This window comes from Halorhodospira halochloris (assembly GCF_002356555.2).
In the GTDB taxonomy this organism is placed as follows: domain Bacteria; phylum Pseudomonadota; class Gammaproteobacteria; order Nitrococcales; family Halorhodospiraceae; genus Halorhodospira; species Halorhodospira halochloris.
The window spans coordinates 1567933-1587165 of the sequence record NZ_AP017372.2 but is presented as its reverse complement, the minus strand read 5'-3'; the positions used below and the strand labels follow the sequence as shown (position 1 = coordinate 1587165).

General features: G+C 53.4%; 17 protein-coding genes, 2 tRNA genes and 1 pseudogene. 14 read left to right on the top strand and 6 right to left on the bottom strand.

Translation table 11 applies throughout. The features are described from left to right. Positions 1–137: 137 nt before the first annotated feature. From HH1059_RS07265 to HH1059_RS07230, 8 genes and pseudogenes are all read left to right on the top strand, one after another. The gene (locus HH1059_RS07265; protein WP_096409561.1) at positions 138–623 is read left to right on the top strand and encodes a CinA family protein; all 486 of its coding nucleotides are present in this window, start codon (positions 138–140) and stop codon (positions 621–623) included. Positions 624–806: 183 nt separating this feature from the next. Further along, positions 807–1770 (top strand): annotated as a pseudogene (recA, locus tag HH1059_RS07260) (recombinase RecA); the annotation flags it as partial. A gap of 210 nt (positions 1771–1980) precedes the next feature. Further along, a complete protein-coding gene (locus tag HH1059_RS07255; protein WP_096409560.1) occupies positions 1981–2460 on the top strand; it encodes a regulatory protein RecX in 480 nt (159 codons plus the stop codon). 26 nt (positions 2461–2486) lie between these two features. Then, the gene (alaS, locus tag HH1059_RS07250) at positions 2487–5078 is read left to right on the top strand and encodes an alanine--tRNA ligase (RefSeq protein ID WP_096410367.1); all 2592 of its coding nucleotides are present in this window, start codon (positions 2487–2489) and stop codon (positions 5076–5078) included. A gap of 111 nt (positions 5079–5189) precedes the next feature. Then, entirely contained in the window at positions 5190–6428 is a 1239-nt protein-coding gene (locus HH1059_RS07245) for an aspartate kinase (RefSeq protein ID WP_096409559.1), read from the top strand. 91 nt (positions 6429–6519) lie between these two features. Then, positions 6520–6750, top strand: a complete 231-nt coding sequence (csrA, locus tag HH1059_RS07240; RefSeq protein ID WP_096409558.1) for a carbon storage regulator CsrA — start codon at positions 6520–6522, stop codon at positions 6748–6750. Between the two features lie 72 nt (positions 6751–6822). After that, positions 6823–6912: transfer RNA gene (locus HH1059_RS07235), tRNA-Ser, on the top strand. Positions 6913–6961: 49 nt separating this feature from the next. After that, a tRNA-Arg gene (locus tag HH1059_RS07230) sits at positions 6962–7038 on the top strand. 68 nt (positions 7039–7106) lie between these two features. Here HH1059_RS07230 and HH1059_RS07225 read toward each other — a convergent pair. Both HH1059_RS07225 and HH1059_RS14115 read right to left on the bottom strand, forming a co-directional pair. Continuing rightward, positions 7107–8084: a tyrosine-type recombinase/integrase gene (locus HH1059_RS07225; protein WP_096409557.1), complete on the bottom strand. Its 978-nt coding sequence runs from the start codon at positions 8082–8084 to the stop codon at positions 7107–7109. A gap of 2 nt (positions 8085–8086) precedes the next feature. After that, positions 8087–8293, bottom strand: a complete 207-nt coding sequence (locus tag HH1059_RS14115) for a DUF4224 domain-containing protein (protein ID WP_162549433.1) — start codon at positions 8291–8293, stop codon at positions 8087–8089. A gap of 290 nt (positions 8294–8583) precedes the next feature. On the opposite strand from HH1059_RS14115, the gene HH1059_RS07215 reads away from it, so the two are divergent. Beyond that, the gene (locus HH1059_RS07215) at positions 8584–9042 is read left to right on the top strand and encodes a helix-turn-helix transcriptional regulator (RefSeq protein ID WP_162549419.1); all 459 of its coding nucleotides are present in this window, start codon (positions 8584–8586) and stop codon (positions 9040–9042) included. Between the two features lie 238 nt (positions 9043–9280). Continuing rightward, the gene (locus HH1059_RS07210; protein ID WP_096409518.1) at positions 9281–9538 is read left to right on the top strand and encodes a hypothetical protein; all 258 of its coding nucleotides are present in this window, start codon (positions 9281–9283) and stop codon (positions 9536–9538) included. A gap of 88 nt (positions 9539–9626) precedes the next feature. Here HH1059_RS07210 and HH1059_RS07205 read toward each other — a convergent pair whose 3' ends face one another. The 4 genes from HH1059_RS07205 to HH1059_RS07190 form a co-directional block, all read right to left on the bottom strand. After that, the gene (locus HH1059_RS07205) at positions 9627–10985 is read right to left on the bottom strand and encodes a hypothetical protein (protein WP_096409517.1); all 1359 of its coding nucleotides are present in this window, start codon (positions 10983–10985) and stop codon (positions 9627–9629) included. Between the two features lie 885 nt (positions 10986–11870). After that, positions 11871–12278, bottom strand: a complete 408-nt coding sequence (locus HH1059_RS07200) for a helix-turn-helix domain-containing protein (RefSeq protein ID WP_231901898.1) — start codon at positions 12276–12278, stop codon at positions 11871–11873. Positions 12279–12493: 215 nt separating this feature from the next. Beyond that, positions 12494–13174, bottom strand: a complete 681-nt coding sequence (locus tag HH1059_RS07195; RefSeq protein WP_162549432.1) for a YagK/YfjJ domain-containing protein — start codon at positions 13172–13174, stop codon at positions 12494–12496. Positions 13175–14109: 935 nt separating this feature from the next. Continuing rightward, entirely contained in the window at positions 14110–14823 is a 714-nt protein-coding gene (locus tag HH1059_RS07190; protein WP_162549431.1) for a YagK/YfjJ domain-containing protein, read from the bottom strand. An 832-nt stretch (positions 14824–15655) separates the two neighbouring features. On the opposite strand from HH1059_RS07190, the gene HH1059_RS13325 reads away from it, so the two are divergent. The 4 genes from HH1059_RS13325 (at position 15656) to HH1059_RS07170 (ending at position 19132) form a co-directional block, all read left to right on the top strand. Next, a complete protein-coding gene (locus tag HH1059_RS13325; protein ID WP_162549430.1) occupies positions 15656–16015 on the top strand; it encodes a hypothetical protein in 360 nt (119 codons plus the stop codon). Next, positions 15999–17033, top strand: a complete 1035-nt coding sequence (locus HH1059_RS07180; protein WP_096409551.1) for a YqaJ viral recombinase family nuclease — start codon at positions 15999–16001, stop codon at positions 17031–17033. The genes HH1059_RS13325 and HH1059_RS07180 overlap by 17 nt, the downstream gene beginning before the upstream one ends. Positions 17034–17131: 98 nt before the next feature. Beyond that, positions 17132–18085 carry a recombination directionality factor gene (locus HH1059_RS07175; RefSeq protein ID WP_096409550.1) on the top strand — a complete coding sequence of 318 codons (954 nt, stop codon included), beginning with the start codon at positions 17132–17134 and terminating at the stop codon, positions 18083–18085. An 87-nt stretch (positions 18086–18172) separates the two neighbouring features. Continuing rightward, complete coding sequence (locus tag HH1059_RS07170; protein ID WP_096409549.1) at positions 18173–19132, top strand: CbbQ/NirQ/NorQ/GpvN family protein; 960 nt, start codon at positions 18173–18175, stop codon at positions 19130–19132. The last annotated feature ends 101 nt before the right edge of the window (positions 19133–19233 follow it).

Here is a 19233-nt window from a genome sequence, read left to right as displayed (position 1 = left end):
GGCGTGTGCGCGGAGCTGTTTGCGGCAGGGTCACTGGTGTTAGGTTGTGCGGCCATACTTATGTGTGTATTGCTTCCCGGGTTGTTGGCTGTCAGGTAGTGTTTCCCGTATAGCTAGTGGTTGGGGAGTAGGGCGATATGGTACACGATGAGGCCACTTTGCAAGAGCGGGCTATGCAGCTGGGTAAGCTACTCGAATCCCGTGGCGCTTGCATGGCGGTAGCTGAATCATGCACTGGCGGTCTGCTATCCAAGGTGCTAACGGATATACCCGGAGCGTCAAGCTGGTTCGAACGTGGTTTGATCGTCTATAGCAATGCAGCTAAACAGCAACTACTAGGAGTACCCGAGGAGCTGCTGGAGGATTACGGGGCAGTCAGCCAGCCGGTAGCCGAGGCCCTGGCAGCCGGTTTATTGGAGCGGGCACCGGTTGATTACACAGTTGCCATAACCGGAGTTGCTGGTCCGTCCGGAGGAAGTATGGGCAAACCGGTAGGGACAGTCTGGGTGGCGAGGGCAAGTGCAGCCGGGGTTATGGCACAGCGCTTGCAACTGAATGGGGATAGACAGGCTATTCGGTTAGGCAGTGCGGCTGCTGCGATTGATGCTCTACTCAGCGCCTGACCCTTTTTGGCAATTAGCCGCTAGCTCAGATGGATCAGCTAAGTTATAGTGGCCTGTGCCCATGACAGTGGGTTAGACATAAATGCAGGGGCGGCTCCGGGGGCAGGGATGCACAGCGGGTCCCTTAGCGCCGCAACCTGAAACTCATCAGGTAGAATTGACGCGAGAAGGGTGACAACGGCAATGGACGACGACCGTAAAAAGGCGCTCGGTGCAGCGCTGGGCCAGATAGAGAAACAGTTCGGTAAGGGTGCCGTGATGCGCATGGGTGATGCCCGTGCGGTGCGCGGTGATGTCAGGGCGATTTCCAGCGGATCTCTTGCCCTCGATGTGGCGCTCGGCATAGGAGGTTTGCCGCGCGGCAGGGTGGTGGAGATCTACGGCCCGGAATCATCCGGCAAGACCACCCTGACCCTGCACATAATCGCCGAAGCACAGAAAGCCGGAGGGGCGGCGGCGTTTGTTGATGCCGAACACGCCCTGGACCCCGATTATGCCGAGGCTGTCGGGGTGGATATCAATGACCTGTTGGTTTCCCAGCCGGATACTGGCGAGCAAGCCCTGGAGATTGCCGATATGCTGGTTCGCTCAGGCGGGCTGGATGTGGTGGTCGTCGACTCGGTTGCCGCGCTCACCCCTAAGGCAGAGATAGAAGGCGAGATGGGCGACTCGCACGTCGGTCTGCAAGCCCGGCTTATGTCACAGGCGTTGCGCAAGCTGACCGGCAGCATTCAGCGCTCGAACACCCTGGTTGTCTTCATCAACCAGATCCGCATGAAGATAGGGGTCATGTTCGGTAGCCCCGAAACCACTACTGGCGGCAATGCGCTTAAGTTTTACTCATCAGTGCGTATGGATATCCGCCGGTTAGGGGCGATCAAAAAGGGCGATGAGGTGCTCGGCAACGAGACGCGCGTAAAGGTGGTCAAAAACAAGATGGCGCCGCCCTTTAAGCAGGCTGAATTCGAGATCCTTTATGGCGAGGGTATATCGCGCGAGGGCGAGATCATCGACATGGGGGTGGCGCAGGGGCTGATCGAAAAATCGGGCGCATGGTACAGCTACAACTCGACGCGCATTGGCCAGGGTAAGGATAACGCCCGACAGTATCTGCGGAGTAACCCCGATATAGCTGCTGAATTAGAACGCAAGATCCGCGATAAGGTGCTCGGTAGTTTGGATTCTGAGAGTGGCGAAGATGGAGAAGCCGTAGAAGCCGGTGCAACTGAAAAGGGAGCTACGACCGCACCCTCGCAGGGCGGCAAAAAGGGCAAATCTGGCGAAGCACAAGCTGCCGGCGGAAAGGGTAAGGCTGGAGGGGAGGCAGTTGCGGATGACTCTGCCGACTCTTAATTAGATGGGCAGCGATGGTCTGATCGAGCAGGCGCGCGAGGTTGCCGTGCGCCTGCTCGCTAGGCGAGAACATACCCGGCGTGAGCTTGACGATAAGTTAACCAGACGTGGCTTTAGCTCAGCGGTGCGCGAGCAAATAGTAGCTGAGGCGCTCGAGCAGGGTTGGCTTGATGAGCAGCGTTTTGCCGAGGCCTTTGTGCGCAGCAGAGTCGAGCGCGGCCAGGGGCCGCTGCGCCTGCGTAGCGAGATGCTGCAGCGGGGGTTGCCTGAAGAGATTATTGATCAGGCCATTGAAGAATATGTTGATGAGCACCAACTAGATTGGCGTGAGTTAGCTGATCAGGTTCGCAGGAAGCGCTTCGGAGATAATTCTCCGCAGCAGCGCCGGGAGATGCAGCGCCAGGCGCAGTTTCTGCAGCGGCGTGGCTTCACTACAGAGCAGACCAGAGCCGCCATAGGTGAACTTGGGTATTATAACGACTAGGGGAAAGGTCCCGTATGGGTGAAAGGATGACATCGGCGCAGTTGCGCACTGCGTTCCTGGAGTATTTCCGTAAACACGCTCATGAGGTAGTGCATAGTTCTGCTTTGGTGCCTGCCAACGACCCGACGCTGTTGTTCACCAACGCCGGCATGGTGCCATTCAAGGAAGTATTTTTGGGTCGGGAAGATCGTGGCTACGTCCGGGCAGCTAGCAGTCAGCGCTGCGTGCGAGCCGGTGGCAAGCATAACGACCTGGAAAATGTCGGCTATACTGCCCGGCATCATACCTTCTTCGAGATGCTGGGTAATTTCTCCTTTGGCGATTACTTTAAGCGCGATGCCATCCACTACGCCTGGGACTTCCTGACCGAGGTTGTTGGTTTGCCGGCAGAGAGTTTGTGGGTAACCGTCTATGAAGAGGACGATGAGGCTGCGCAGATATGGCTCGAGGAAATCGGCATCGATCCGCAGCGTTTTCGGCGCATAGGGGCCCACGATAACTTTTGGTCGATGGGCGATACGGGCCCCTGTGGCCCCTGCTCGGAGATTTTTTACGACCACGGCCCGGATGTGCCCGGGGGTCCACCGGGTTCCGAGGATCAAGACGGTGATCGCTACATTGAGGTCTGGAACCTTGTCTTCATGCAGTATGACCGGGACAGCGAGGGTAATCTAAACCCCTTGCCGAGTCCATCTATCGATACCGGTATGGGACTGGAGCGTCTCGCGGCGGTAGTTCAGGGCGTGCACGATAACTACGAAACCGATCTATTCGTTCCGCTTATCGAGGCGGCAGGTAATATCGCCGGAATAAGTGACCCTAAGAATCCGTCGCTAAAGGTCGTAGCCGATCACATTCGGGCTTGTTCTTTTCTGATAGTAGATGGGGTGTTGCCATCTACCGAAGGCCGGGGCTACGTCCTGCGGCGCATCATCCGGCGTGCTATTCGTCACGGCTACCAGTTAGGCATCGATGAACCCTTCTTCTATCGCCTAGTAGAGCCCCTCGAGTCGATAATGGGCGACTCCCACAGTGAGCTCAGCCAGCGTCGTGAGTTTGTCGAGAAGATCCTCTATCAGGAGGAGAAACGCTTTCGGGAGACGCTCGAGGACGGCCTGGATATGCTCGACGACTATCTGGCCCGTACCGATAGCGGCATTATCGATGGTGAGGTGGTCTTTAAGCTCTACGATACACACGGCTTCCCGGTCGATTTGACTGCCGATATTGCCCGTGAGCGCGGTCTAGAGGTCGATCATGATGGGTTTGAGCGGCGTATGGCTGAGCAGCGTGAGCGTGCCCGGGCGGCTAGCCGCTTTGGTGGTCCCCGTGAAGAAGTGATCGATGCCGGCGAGAGCCGTTTTACCGGCTATAGTAATCTCGCCGATGTCGGCCGAATCATCGGCATTTATCGTGAGGGTTCATCTGTTCAGCAGCTCGAGGCTGGCGAAGAGGGCATGCTAGTCCTCGATCAGACACCGTTTTACGCTGAATCTGGCGGTCAGGTTGGTGATCGGGGTGAGATCTATACCAACTCTGCTTGGTTTCGGGTGGAAGATACGGTCAAACAGGGCGATGCCCACGGCCACCTCGGTAGGTTGGAGAGGGGGGAGTTGAGTGTTGGCGACCAGGTCAGTGCACAGGTTGATCAAGGCACTCGCGAGGCGACGGTACGTAATCACTCGGCTACCCATCTGCTCCACTCGGTTTTGCGCGAGGTGCTCGGTGACCATGTACAGCAGAAAGGATCACTAGTCGCCCCAGATCGCCTGCGCTTTGATTACTCGCACTACGAGGCTCCCACTCGCGATCAGCTTATGGAGATTGAGTATCGGGTCAACTCTCAAGTCCAAGCCAACTTACCCGCGCAGGCTGAGATAATGGGTTTCGACGAGGCCTTGGAGGCTGGAGCTGTCGCCTTATTTGGCGAGAAGTATGGCAATACCGTGCGGGTGGTCTCGCTCGGTGACTATTCGAGTGAGCTGTGTGGTGGAACCCATGTCCAGCGCAGTGGTGATATAGGTTTATTTAAGATAGTCCATGAAACCGGCATAGCTGGCGGCGTGCGGCGGATTGAGGCTGTCACCGGCGGGCGCGCTGTCCAATGGGCGCAGCAGATCGAGGGGCAGATCCAGCGGCTTAGCGATGTGTTGCGGGTAAGTCCGGATAATCTCGAACATAAAGTAGAACAGCTTGCCGATCGGTCCCGCGAGTTGGAAAAGGAGCTCGAGCGGTTAAAGCAGAAGCTGGCCACGCAAGCTGGGCGTTCGTTGGTCGATGAGGCGTATCAAGTGGCAGGCGTGAAGGTCTTGGCCAGTAAGGTAGAGGCTGGCGGCAAAGGGCTGCGTGAGACCGTAGATCAATTGAAAAATCAGCTGGGTAGTGGGGTTATCCTGCTGGCTGCGGTGCAGGGCGAGAAAGTGCAGATTGTCGCAGGGGTGACTAAGGATCTAACCGCAAAATTCTCTGCGGGTGATTTGGTCAATTTTGTTGCTCAGCAGCTTGGCGGCAAAGGCGGCGGCCGCCCTGACTTTGCCCAGGCCGGGGGGCGTGATCCGAGCAATGTTAATAACGCGTTGGCCTCAGTAGATCAATGGATAAAGGAAAGCGCGGGGTAAAAGTCAGATAAATTTATGCTTGACTTGTTTGAGACTATTTAACATCTTAAACTCAATGTTGTTAAATGGGCCCCGTGCGTTAATGAGGGACACTTTAATCCGAGGGACTTTATGGGGCTAATTGTTAAAAAGTTTGGTGGTACTTCCGTCGGCACTACGGAGCGTATTCAGGCTGTCGCTGAGAAGCTCAAGGCTAGCCGTGATGCGGGAGATGATGTGGTTGTGGTTGTCTCCGCTATGAGCGGTGAGACAAACCGCCTGTTGTCGTTAGCCGAGTCAGTGAATTCAAATCCACCGCCGCGTGAGGTCGATGTACTCCTCTCTACAGGCGAACAGGTGACGATAGCGCTGTTGACTATGGCGCTTGAGCAGATAGGCTGCGCGGCCCGCTGCTACACCGGCGCTCAGGTAAGCATACTTACCGATAGTACATTTAGTAAGGCACGCATCCAGGATATTGACGCCGAATCGATCCGTGAAGATTTAGGTGCCGGCAGAGTTGTAGTAGTGGCTGGTTTTCAGGGCGTTGATGAGAATGGCGCCATAACTACCCTGGGCCGTGGCGGTTCAGATACCACCGCGGTGGCTCTCGCAGCAGCCCTAGAGGCGGATGAGTGTCAAATATACACTGATGTTGACGGTGTCTATACCTCAGATCCTCGTGTAGTTCCTAACGCCCGGAGGCTTGATAAGATAACCGTCGACGAGATGCTGGAACTCTCAAGCCTGGGTTCCAAGGTCCTCCAAATACGCGCCGTTGAATTTGCCGGCAAGTATAGGGTGCCCCTGCGCGTCTTATCGAGTTTCGAGGAAGGCCCTGGAACACTGATTACTTACGAGGAAGAAGGAATGGAAGAACCGCTAATCTCGGGCATCGCATTTAATCGCGAAGAGGCGAAGGTGTCGGTTATCGGAGTACCAGACACCCCCGGCATTGCAGCGAAAATCCTCGGCCCAGTGGCCGATGCCAGTATCGAAGTGGATATGATAATCCAGAATATCAGTCAACAGGGGCTGACCGATTTTACCTTCACGGTGCATAAACGCGATTTTCAGAATACCCTAGATTTGGTTCGTTCGAATGCCGAGGTGCTGGGGGCGCGGGACGTTTATGGTGACGACAACATTGTTAAGATATCGGTCGTCGGTGTCGGCATGAGATCGCATGCCGGTGTTGCGAACACAATGTTCCAGACGTTGTCAGATGAGGGTATAAACATCCAGATGATATCTACCTCGGAGATCAAGATCTCAGTGGTGGTGGAGGAGAAGTACCTGGAGCTAGGGGTGCGGGCGCTGCATAAGGCGTTCGAGCTGAATAAGGAGCCTGTGGCCGAACAGGAGAGTTAACCCAGGGTTAAGCCAGGGATAGAGGCGCGGCAAAGCTGGAATGGCGCCGCGCAGGGATTGTTGGCATCTCAAGCAGGAGGAGTTGTAGTCAATGCTAATACTCACAAGGCGAGTGGGCGAGACACTGATGATTGGCGATGAGATCAGTGTGACTGTGCTCGGAGTAAAAGGAAACCAGGTACGGATCGGTGTTAACGCGCCTCGTGATGTTTCGGTACATCGGGAGGAGATCTACGAGCGGATCCGACATGAGCGCGACGATGAAGGTGAGGCGGACGGATCTCAATCTGCGGGCGATGGCCACCAGGGCGAGAGCCGCTAGGCAGTTTTAGAGAGAATTGGCCTTGAGGGGTTTACTAAATGAAGTCAATCCCTTAAGGTATGCGCCTGATGTGGAGAGATGGCCGAGTGGCTGAAGGCGCTCCCCTGCTAAGGGAGTGTGGGTTTACGCCCACCGAGGGTTCGAATCCCTCTCTCTCCGCCAAGCAAGTGCTTGACCCGGTCAATCATTTATTGCATAATGAGAATCTTTAGCGCCGGTAGCTCAACTGGATAGAGCATCTGACTACGGATCAGAAGGTTGGGGGTTCGAATCCTCCCCGGCGCGCCACTAAATCAGATACTTAGCGCTAACTTCGGCGGTGGTTGTCTACAAAATTAAGCCGCCTGTCTACAAAATTACCGAGTTGGTGCTACCACATGCTTCTCCCTGGCTCGCACATATGCCTCGGTAGTCTCCCCGACAAGGTGAGCCGCTAGAGCTTGAGCAGCATCTCTGCCACGATCGCGAGCAATATCGGTGAGCGCTTTGGCTCGAATATCGTGAAAGTGGACATCCCCTATGCCTGATTTCGCTACCACCTTCTTCCACTCCGTGTCGAAGCCTGAAACAGTGTATGGCTGTCCATTGCGATTAGCTAGCAGATACATGCTAGACGCGCGGCGCGGCAATTTACGAGCACGGCTAACAGCTTCTCGCAACGCGTCACTCCAACCAATCCTGACCTCCTGACCTGTCTTGCCGACTCGGCATTGAATCCAATCGTCGTACAGATCCGATAAGCGCAGGTTAAGCAGATCGCCTTTGCGTAGAGCAGTCAGGTAAGCGATATCAATGATTGCCTTGATTCTTTCATTAGCCACCCTGCGCAGGGCTTCAAGCTCAGCATCTTCGATGTATCTGTCTCTCGGCTTTTCTTTGTTGCGCCTAATGCCTCGGCACGGATTGTTGTCTGCTAATCCCCAGCGCATGGCCTCAGCATAGACGGCAGACAGTAAAGCCACCTCGCGATTAGCCGTAGTAGGGTAGGCGTGCATATCAAGATACTGCGCTACATGATGGGGCTTTATATCATCAGGTTTGGCGCTGCCGAAAACTGCTTTGAGCTTGCTTAGCTGTCGTCTATACTCTATCTGGGTTTTTTCTGCTTTGCTTGGCAGGATAGATTTTTCATATCGTGCTAGCAAATCACCGACAGTGCCGTCGTCGGCCTGCTGACGCGCCTCAATCTCTGCCCATTTGCGTGTTGCTTCGGCGCGGTTTGCAGATAACCGTGTCCAGCGCCTTGGTTGCATTGATGTGACGTGGTACCAAGCGCCATTCTTCCAGTGCATACGTGGCGGCAGGCTCTTGTCTTTTTGGCGTTTGCGTCCCATGTCTAGCCTCGGATAACTGAAAAATCAGGCTCCCACTCTTGCGGTGGCTTCTCTCCACCTAATCTTTCCATAACTACCTCCCGCAATACTAGCGGACGGCCATCCGGGTCTCTATCATGTGGCAGTCCCATCCTGCCAAGGGCGCGGCACTGTGCGGCGAACCGCTTCCGCCCGGTGAGCTGTCTGATTTCTCTGTCAGTTAATAGCATTTCATCCTCCGGCACAAACTCCATACGATGCTCGTTCTGTTTGCACAGAGCCTTGAGCACTTCATCTCGCGCTTTGCGTGTGGCGTATCTTTGCGGCTCCGTTCACGCATCATTTTGGGTGGTGGCAAGCTCTTCATGTCTGCTGTTGGGTCAACTCATGGTGATGATGCTTACTCAATCGCGGTAAGCCCCTTGAGCATGTTTGTAACGCGCCCGATTGGTGTCATAATGTGTTTCATGAGGTGCTAAAATGGTTTATCAAAATTCATAAGCAAGAATTGGTATTCATTATGAATCACAAGGACAGAAAAGGTCAAGAGCACCTGCCAAGCTACGCTGAACAGGTTTCGGTGGTGCTTCGGACTCTCCGTGCGCTTTTCAATATGAGCCAATCGGACCTAGCCAAGGCTTCGCAGGTTTCGCGACCAACCATCAATAGGGTCGAGACGCTTAGAGATGTCGACAAGGTTAGGACAAGCACACTGGAAGCATTGCTAGCGGTTTTCCGCCGCCTTGGTGTCCAGGTCCAGCTCGATGAGGGCGGGTTGGTTCTCTCGCTACCAATGGAGAGCCTGATGACGGCGATTAAGTCAGGTAGGAGTCAGGCAGATAAAGAGGATATCGTGGCCCTGATGGTCGAACTGAATAGAAATATCAGGCTCGGGGACCCTCCCGCGCTGACCCAGGAAGAAATTAGGAAGTTGAAGTACTCGAGCAAAGGCTCCCGGTCGAAGGAGTCGGAGGAATGAAGAGTTGAACGATCGTGAATCCGGTGTATCTAAGGGTAGTCTCTAATAGCGCTTTTGTGTCAGTGGTTTTGGGGGCAAATCTCTCTTGTTCAGCCTGTTCAAGCAACATATCTTCTAAGGGTTAAACTCGGCTTCTAGTGAATAACGCGGGATGGAGGTTTAAGGCGTCACCGGCCGACAATAGGCGACTTCTTCTTTAGGTTCTGGCTAGAAGATCAGCGCAATTGAGAAGGTGGGCATGAGTCAGAGCGAACGTCAACAGCGGCTGCGTAAAAAGAGGCAACAGCAGGGCCAGGTGCGGCTTGAGCTGACGGTGGATGCCGCGATCCGGGATAGTTTGGATAATTTCAAGGAAGAACTCGGTCTTGGCAGCCGAAGCGAGGTAATCGATGCGCTAGTTCGCAGCTACACGGGAAGCGATCAGGCTTTGGACTGTGTTGAGGAAAGGCGGAATATAGATATTAGAGATGCGGATATTCCTAATCACCAGGTATGAGAGAGCGCGTATTCGAGAGTTGGCGAGAGGCGGTGAGGGATATGCATAATGAATACTGTAGTTGGGAGGCATGGTCGCGAGGGGAGAGCTAAGCGTTACCGGGTGGATCCTGCGGGGAATCGTCACCCTTTTCAGAGCCTGTCTCGAAGCCCTGCCCTTGGCTTTGCTCGTTACCGGTGTCAAGCGGCGATAAGCGCTCGGAGCCCATTTCTATCAGAGTTTTTTTCGGCTGTTTCGCGGAGTTCTTAACAGTTGAGCGGCTGCGCTTGGGGGCAGACTTTTTGGATGGGGATTGAGGATGGCGCAGGTTATGGCGATTGTCCCATCGGTGGACGTGGGCGATGTAGTCGAGATCACCGAGATAGAAAGCGAGTTCCCTTATAGGAAGGTTTTTGCTCTTCGGCAGCAATAGGCTGCCTCTTTCCGGGGTGCGCGCTTTAATATCGCGATTGGCTCCCCAGCACAATCCTGTGAGATCTTGCTCGCGGGTAACTTCTTTCCACGCCTCGCTCAGATCGTTTTCCATGGTCGCAGGGTGACTACCTACGGTATTGGGGTCGAAGAACATAATTAGGTGCCAATAATACCCCTTGTCAAAATCGTATTGACGCTTTACGAGGTAGCCTGTCCACCGGTTGAGCCAATCTCGTTGCGGCTTGTGGCGCGCGAGAATTCTTCTCATGATCAGCTCTTCAAGAGTCTCGGCATGGAGCTGCAGATTGTCTGGGTTTAACCAGATTCGGCCCTCAGGGGTGAAATGGTGAGGACGGAGTTCATGCGCTCCTAAGTCGACCCGTATCATGAGCCGCGGCTTGGGGTTGCAGCGAAAGCAATCTCGGAGGTATTCGTCGATTTTCTTACTGCGCTTGCGCGCACTGCGTAACCGGTTGCGTATTGACGGGTCCTCGGCAAACTTGCGTAGGCTATGGCTGCTCTTTTGGAGGCGTTCTAGCAGTTCCGATACACTCTCCTTGGATGAGGGGAACCAACGGCCACGCTGGTTCTGCATTGTAGCGTGGTGCTGTGTATGGGGTCTGAGCTCGTCATCAGCTTTCATAATGAGAGGGTTGATATTTAGGGGTTTCCACTCTTGCAGGAGAGGTTCTATGCCCCAGATAGTCGGCTGGTATAGCGCTTTGAAGATGCGCTGTGCCTGAGCAATTAGGCTATCCTCATGGGGCATGAATGGTAAGCCTTTGGAGGAACTGGCTGCGCTGCTTGGCTGGAATTCGTCCCAGATTGATTTCCCATCATTGGGGATTTTGAGGAGCTTGTGTACAAGTTCCTCGAGGTCAACTAAGGCAATTAGGCGGGCGGTCTCTACTTTGTAAGGGTCAAACTCTAGTCCGGAGGGGTGATGCGGATCGATCAGCTGCCACCGGGAATGCTGGTTCTGGATGACCTTGCGGGCGCGTTTATACCACCTCGGTTGATGCTTGCGAGCCATTGGTACTTTTCCTACATACTCCTTGGTTGTCTAAAGTTCCTCTGAGATTAGTTGCTTGCCAATGTCGGTGGCAGCATATCAGGCTCAACCTTTCAGTCTATGTGTGTATCGATCTCCAATACCTCAAAATTGTTCCCAAATTCTCCCAAAAAAGTTCCCCAATATGTTAGGGGGGTAAGGCACTGTGCGGTTTTGGGTTGAGTGCTACAGTGCCTACGAGCGTGGTAATTATCAGTGAACCAGAGAATTGTGATTTTCGCCTCCTCGGTTCACGCAGCCGATACTCTGGACCGTCAGGCTAGATGCCCACAGGGTGATCCTATCAGGTAGCGTGCAGGCGGCTCGCACTAGAAGTGATCCTGTCTCTCTTCCTTAGGTAACTGAAATTAAGTCACGGTACTCTGTCGTCTGGCGTTTTGGATTGATGAACGATCTTTAGTCGACGTGCTAGCCTCAAGCAGTGCTCAAGGGATCGTCTGAGTGTTAGCAGTGGCAGGCGCGAGGTGGAGTATTTGAGATTGAGCAGAAAGTAAAAAAGCCAGCCCCCCGTTCCCCGGTCCATTCCCCGTCCTTGGGAATGGACCGAGCAGGGGGCTGGCTAGAGAGCTCTCCAAAGATGAAAGGAATTTGAGGAGTTGATGCGAAAGTGTGAGCGCTTCTTGGCTATAGCATATTGGTGCCTTTGTTCTAGTTAACGTAAAACGGTTGAGTCGCCATGGTTTCGGGCCTATGCGATGCTCTTTAGGAAGAACAGGCGTTTCCAGGCAGTCGCGGCTGCGCCCCATATGCAGGGGCAGCCGCAATCATCGAGGTCTCGGTTGTGTGGTGTTACGGGAGAAGGGGCATCTGGTTTGGATGCTGAGCCAGTAGAAATTTCTAGCTCGGTTAGCTTCTAGATGAAGTGATGAATAGACGTAGCAGGGCTTGGGACGGTCCTTTGGGCTGGCGTCTGCCTTGCTCCCAATCTCGAAGTGTTCGCACACTGATCCCAAGCTCAGTGGCGAGTTGTTCTTGGGTGAGTTGATGGATTTGGCGGTGCTCTATAACCGCCTGTATCAAAGTGGTCGGATCGATATCGTCGTTGCGGGGTGAGTTGGCGAGATTCGCGCTATGTAGTTGTTCAGTGTGAACCGGCGCCGGTGTGTATGGCGTATCTTGGGTAGATCCTGGTGCTGCGGTATCGTTTGTGGTCTGCTTGTTTGTGAAGTCGGTGCTTGGCTGTGCTTTTGCTGTGGTGGGGATAGGCTGGTGCATCTGCGCGTATATGCGCTCGAGCAGGTCGTTATCTGTCATGGTTGGGATCTCCTTGATTTGATGTGGGTAGGACTACGGCGCTGCTGTCATAGGATGATGAGTTGATGTGGCTTTTAACGAGTTCATCGTCATGATGTATGGCTCAGCGCTTTACCCGGTTAGCCTTTAAACATGAGCGGGAGGAAAGTACCTCGCTCGACTTTCCTCCCTTGTATTAGAGGCTGGTTGAGCCGCAGGGCGTCTTTGTGCTTGAGCTATTGGCGGTTGCTAGTTCTAAATGCGCAGAAGACCCGACCGAGCGGCTTACCTTCGTACTTGCATAGGCTGCTCGATTGAGTGAAAAGCTCTCGCCAGGCGTTATGATCGTATCTGTTCAAGAGCATAACCTGGGTCTTGCCGCTTAGCGGATCTGTTGGAAAGGAGACTAGCTCAGGCGGTGGTGGGTCAGAGATACGTAAGGATTTAGCCCAGGCTCGCAGGATGCATCCGGCGAGGCTGTCACTTTTGCCTATATCCTGCGCCTGCTCGTTACTGTAGAGCCCATGAAAGGCGCGAGCGTTTAGTAAGATTAGGGCTTTGTAAGTGGCCTGTCCGGTGTGAGGATCGTGCTCACGTGTCCAGGCAAAGTGCAGATCGAAGGGCGCTGCAGGTTGAGCGTTAAAGAGCTGCTCGTAGAGATTACTCCAGAAAAGGCTGACAAGACCGTTGCCTTGGTTGAGAGTCGCTGAGATGGCTATGGTATTCGGGCAGTGCAGGTCGAAGCGCACAGCTAGGGAGTTATCGTGCGCGTTTCTAGCTCGTTGGAGTAAGTCTTCGAGTAGACCGAGATGACGGGCGATTAGTGGCCCTTGACCTTGGTCTACGGGCAAGCCGTTGAACTCACTGTCGTAGTGAAGTGCAGTATACTGGAGAGGATCTTTGGTAGACGCTAACATTGTTTCTGTCCTCATGGTTAAATGTAGGTGAAAGTGAGCGATCCGGCTGTGCTGCCATTGCCTGAGCGTTTAGGGTTTTGAGTCAGTGCAATGGCAAGGGGGGAAGGGTTTCGCTCATACCATTAGCAGTGCCGTAGTAGATGATCGTAGTTGATGGGTTTGGTGAGGGTGTGATCATGCGATTTAGTCGAATTTGTTCTCACTGCTGATCCGCTCAGGTGAGGGATGCTAGACTGACTCTGGGTAGGCCAAGCAGTGGTTGTTACTCTGTTCGTTTAAGGGTGATGAGTAGAGGTGCGGGTGCTAAAGGGTTAGGTGACTAAAAGGTGTCTATGGGTTGTCTGGTGAGAGGTGGTTAGAGTCAATCTAGTGGTGCTATAGTAGAGCGATGGAAGTGATTCTAGGTTTTAGATAGGTCTGATCCTGTAGGTTAGTGAAGGGGTTGTGCTAAAGTCTTGTTTCGGGTGGATAAGTATCGAATTTAGCAGTTAGAAATGTCTCTGTGAGCTACGCACAGCTGCTGTGAGTGTTTTTATGGGATGCATCTATGCTACCCTACTGATGGAAGTAAGAAATCGCTTAGAGAGTCAGTGTGTAGCTTTTAAAATAAAACCATTAATTCCCGGTCTAGGTAAAATCGCTATCCAGTTATAATCGACTCATGCCCATGTTTTAAAATAACCATCGAGAAGAGCAAACATAAATGCCTGTGAGAGCTGCGCATAGCCGATATGAGCGATTTATAGGCTAAATGAATCCATACGTAGTGCTTTACTCTTAAAATCTGTGAGAGGCTTAGTGTGGCTTTACAAAAGGCAAATCGGGGATAGCCTTAAACCCCTTATACCAACTCCAGCTATCCCCGTTTATCAATTCAGTCAAAAAGGTAAATATCTAAGTACTAAAAAAATATCAAACGCGATAAGTACATGAGTCTAAGCTGGAGTCCTTCGGTAGAGACGAGATGAGCCGAACGCGCGAATACCTTGGCCGACAGGCTTGGAGTAAGCCTTGAATAAATAGCTGGTTAAATAGAATAGTCTTGTCCAGTTATAATCGTCAGATCTATCAAGAAGCCAGCGTATAAACTCTCCAGTGTGAGGATCTTTCTGGAAATATACCAACGAACCTAGAGGATCTAGAGCAGGATAAGCTAAAGCGCCCAGCCAGGAGCGGATAATCCGATGAGCGAGTGTGTTGTCGGAGTAAGTGCCATCAGGACTAGGCGCTGGATTGCCAAGGGTTAAGATGGCGTTAGCATCGAGCATTAGAAGTACGTGAAAGTGGGGTTTGTCTGATTGTGGGCCTATTTCACGCACCCAGATGTACTCGGTTTTCGGCGAATGCGCTAAAGAGGCGGCATTAAATTGCGAGTCTAGGTAGCGCCAAAAGGTTTTCATGATGTCACTGCCATGGTTAATCGCTGCTAGGTCGAAGTCGGCTGGAAAGTAGAGATCGAATCTTAGTGCGAAAGTTCTTGGGTGTTGTTCTCTTGTGCGTTGAAAGAGTGTGAGCGTTTTCTCTAAAAAATTCTCGACAAGAGGGCTGTGATTATGTCTCTCACACTTCACAGGTAGTCCTTGGTAGGTAGGTTCGTAGTGAAGGCGCCAATTTCGGTTTAGTGGATGGTATCTGGGCTGGGTTTTCATCGTCTTCACCTTTTGCGGTTTGTATTGGACAAATAGATCGGCTATCTTAAAAGAGCCGATCTTTGAGGCTTGGTTGCTAAGAGGGTTGTAAGGCACGATAGGCAGCATGAAAGCAAGTATCTGGATACAGCATGGATCAGATCCAGATGCTTGCTTTTAGTGTGCAAGTGTCTGAGTTGATTGCGTTGTTGCTGGATCTACTCTTCGTGGGATGTAATCATTCGTCGTAATCGATAAGAATCGATTCCCCTTTGGGGAGGGGAATCTTTAAGGGTGTGGTTGGTTTACTAGGCTGAAGTTTAATTATATAGCAGAAATGCTGATTATGTTCTTAGTTTTTTAGATATATCGTGCACTGTGTGTATGGATGCGTATCTGTATCCGCTGCATTAGCTGTATCAGCTGTATCAGCTGTGTTAGTTGCATTAGCCGTATCCGCAGTGCCCGCAGTATCAGCTGTAATAGCTGAAACTGTAGTAACTGAAGCATACTCTGTAATTGTTTTATAAGATGCATTAGCAGCATTAGCTGTGTCAGCCGTATCAGCTGTGCTATATATAGATCTTAACATTTACCTAAATTAGAATATCTTTTAAACACTCGCCATGAATAGCCTAAGGTTATGTTTAGGTTGATGAAATTATAAGAAAAGTCCATATAATAACGTAACTCAAGTGCAGCCTAATTAAATCATCCAGGTAATCCTATCAAGACAAAAACCTAACTCACGTCGACCTAACTCAAACCTTGGACTCATCAAAATTTAAAATATACATCACCTCCGTGCAAGCCAGAGGGGTTTGCGGTTTCTAAAGCAAAGTGGAGGTGACGTATGTATTCGTGTCCAAAATGCTGGTCGAGAGACGTCGAAGAACGTCGTCTCGGTCAGACTGTAGGAGCAGTCACAGGTGCAAGTGCCGGATTAGCTTCCGGCATAACTGGTGCTATACATGGCAGCAGGATGGGAGCTACAGCGGCTGCGGCAGGTGGCCCGACGGGCACTGCTTCGGGAGCTTTGATTGGAGGTCTGTTAGGTGGTGTAGCAGGTGGGCTCAGTGGGGCGAGAATCGGCGCTCAACTCGACGGTCCGGTCCTCAATACACACATCTGCATGGCCTGTGGATATCGATTCACGCTGCCGATTCGCTCTAGCGCCGGTGGGGAGGAGGTGCGCCATGACGGTAGCCACTGAAGGCGTTGTGTGTCTTGAAAGCCGTGGCCAGCGTAGCCGTGCTCCGGAGCACTGGGGTCAGGCGCATCGTCTGGTCGAGACAAGGGATCTAGATCGTGCGACGTGGTTGTCGATCCGTCGTGGTGGAATTGGGGCATCTGAGGCAGCGGCTGTAATTGGCATGCATCCGTACTCCTCGCCACTGGAGGTTTGGCTTGATAAGAGCGGACGGCAGGTCGAGCAATCGGCAGAGTCAGTCGATCCGCAAAATCCTGCCTGGTGGGGGCAGCTCCTTGAGCCGACCGTAGCCGATGCTTACGCCCAGGTCACCGGGCGTAAGGTGCGGCGCGTCAACGCCATCCTCCAGCACCCCGAGCATCCTTGGATGCTATGTAACTTAGACCGTGAGGTGGTCGGTGATCCTGATATCCAAATCTTGGAGATCAAGACCACGGGTGTAATGGAGGCGAGGCGTTGGCGCAATGGAGTACCGCAACACGTGCAGCTGCAGGTTCAGCACCAGTTAGCGGTGACTGGGCAAAGGGCGGCTGACGTTGCTGTTCTTATCGGTGGTCAGAACCTGGAAATACACCGCATCGAGCGCGATGAGGATGTGATAGAGCGGTTGATCGCCCTGGAGCAAGCCTTTTGGTCCTGTGTCGAGGCGGATACTCCGCCACGGCCCGATGGCTCCGAGAGTTCGGCTCAAGCCCTACGCGAGCTTTACCAGGAGAGCCATGTCGGTGTGGTTGTTGACTTTCAGGAGGATGCTGAGCTTGGCCGCAGCTTTGCTCAGTTGCAGCGAGTGCGTGAAGAGATAGCTGAACGCCGGCGCCGGGAGGATGTGCTAAAGCAGAGCATCCAGGCGGCAATGGGCGAGGCGGAGAAGGCTATCTTTCCCACCGGTACCGTGACCTGGAAGCAATCCGCCCCGAGCAATAGAGTCGATACCAAGGCTCTAGAGGCCGACTATCCTGAGCTGGTAGCACGCTACAAACAGCAGGTGCCAGGCTCGAGGCGCTTCACGATCCGCGATTAGTTCAACTTAAATTACCACCAGCAGACCCGTCTAGCACGTACCCCCGTAACCAGGGGGTACGTGCTCAGGCGGGTTTTTTCGTTTAGAGGAGATCCAAGATGATTAAAGGCTTAGCTATAACTCCGCCGGTACTCGGGCGGATAACCATAGGCAAAGTAGTAGAGCGCGATGGCAGGCGTCTGCCGCAGAAGGACGACGAATTTACCATCACCTCCCAGATCCAGTCTGCCGGGGACTGGATAATCCACCCACTCGATACTCAGCTGCGCGAGCAGCAGGGCGAGGCGAAGCTGCGCCGTTTGCCGGTGCGCATGCTCTTCAGTGAGCCGAATCTCAACCTGCGTGCCTCATACGCCCTGTTCGATCGAGACCAGGGTCGCCCCCTTTGCATGGGGGATGGGGAGACCTGTCGTCGACGGACCAAAGAGGGGCTAGTTGAGTTGCCCTGCCCATCACCGGATGGCTGTGAGTTGGCCGCAGGAGGGCGTTGTAAGCCTTTTGCCCGGCTTAGTGTGCTCATCGGCGAGCAGGAAGACCCACTCGGTAGCTTTATCTTTAGGACAACCGGATTTAACTCCATCAGGACATTAGAGGCCCGATTGAGCTATTTCCAGGCGATATCCTGCAATCGATTGGCCTACCTTCCCCTTGAGCTGCGCCTAAGGGGCAAATCGACTAGGCAGTCCTTTGGCAGACCGATCTTCTACGTCGATCTGACCCTGCGCGAGGGTTGGACGCTGGAAGAGAGCCTCGCTGAAGCCGATCGGTTTCAGCAAGAGCGTGAGGCGATAGGCTTTGACCAAAAGGCGTTGGATAGGGCTGCGAAGCAGTGCCTGGCCAATGGCGCTTTCGAGGAGTCCCCGGAGGAGGGTGCTGCTGTTGCCGAGGAGTTTTATTCGGCTCAAGGTGCGTCTACTCAGCCACAAGAGAGTAATTCACTCTCAGAGCAGCTCTCAAAAATCCCACAGCCACAGCCTGCAAGCCTTAATGAGCAAAACCACCCAGCATCCGCTAAGCAAGGTGGTAACGGCTCACAGCCACCGTCTTCTTAACCCTGAATCAACCCTGCCACCACTGCCCCAGCCATTGGGGTAGTGGTGGTGCTCTTGTCTACTTTACTGATGACAAAGGAGATTATCATGTCAGCTTTAACGCAATTTAACGTATCCCAAACCTTCAATGTCCCCGCACATCCAGGACTTGAAGTGCCGGGCTATTCGGATCCGACACATCCGAACATCCCCCCACTGAAATCTAGCTATGTATTTCGCCACCGGCTATTAGGCGATGTGCTCGCCTTTCTGCATCACAGCGCCGGTGATGGGCTTTTCCTCTGCGGTCCGACCGGCTCAGGTAAGAGCACCTTGATCAGCCAAATAGCCGCCCGGCTTAACTGGCCCGTCCAATCGGTAACATGCCATGGCCGCTTGGAGTTTCAGTCACTGATAGGGCAGTTCGTGCTGGTTAATGGCTCAACAGAGTTCGTTCACGGGCCTTTGGCGGTGGCAGCCCGTGACGGTCACATACTCATATTGAACGAGCTCGACATGATGGATCCGGCAGAACTGGCCGGGCTTAATGACATCATCGAGGGGCAACCGTTGGTAATTGCTGAGAATGGTGGTGAGGTTATTCATCCGCATCCGCAGTTTCGCCTCATTGCCACCGGCAACTCGCTCGGCTCTGGCGATAACACCGGGCTGTATCAGGGCGTTCTACGTCAAAATCTGGCATTCATGGACCGCTTTCGGATTATCCACGTTGATTACCCGGATCCGGAAGCTGAGAAGGAGATGCTCCAAGCTGCCGTGCCGAGCCTGCCCGAGGAGATAGTCAGCAGGATGCTAAGTGTCGCCGGTGAGGTGAGGCGCTTGTTCATGGGCTCAGATAGTGAGGCTGGTCAGCTGACGGTGACCATGAGCACAAGGACTCTGGTGCGCTGGGCAACCTTAGCCGCCACGTTTAAGGGGGCGCCTAACGTTTTCGAGTACTCGTTAAACCAGGCACTGACAGCACGTGCAGAGGCCGAGCAGCGCGAGGCCATTCACCGGATAGCAGCTGACGTATTCGGCGACTACTGGCAAAGCAGCAATTGCTGAGCCGCTCCACCCATCACCGATACCACACCTTCCCCAGTCACATCCGCCGATACCGCCATGCACCGACTCGCCACCCCGCGAGTTGGTGTGTCGTGCTGTGC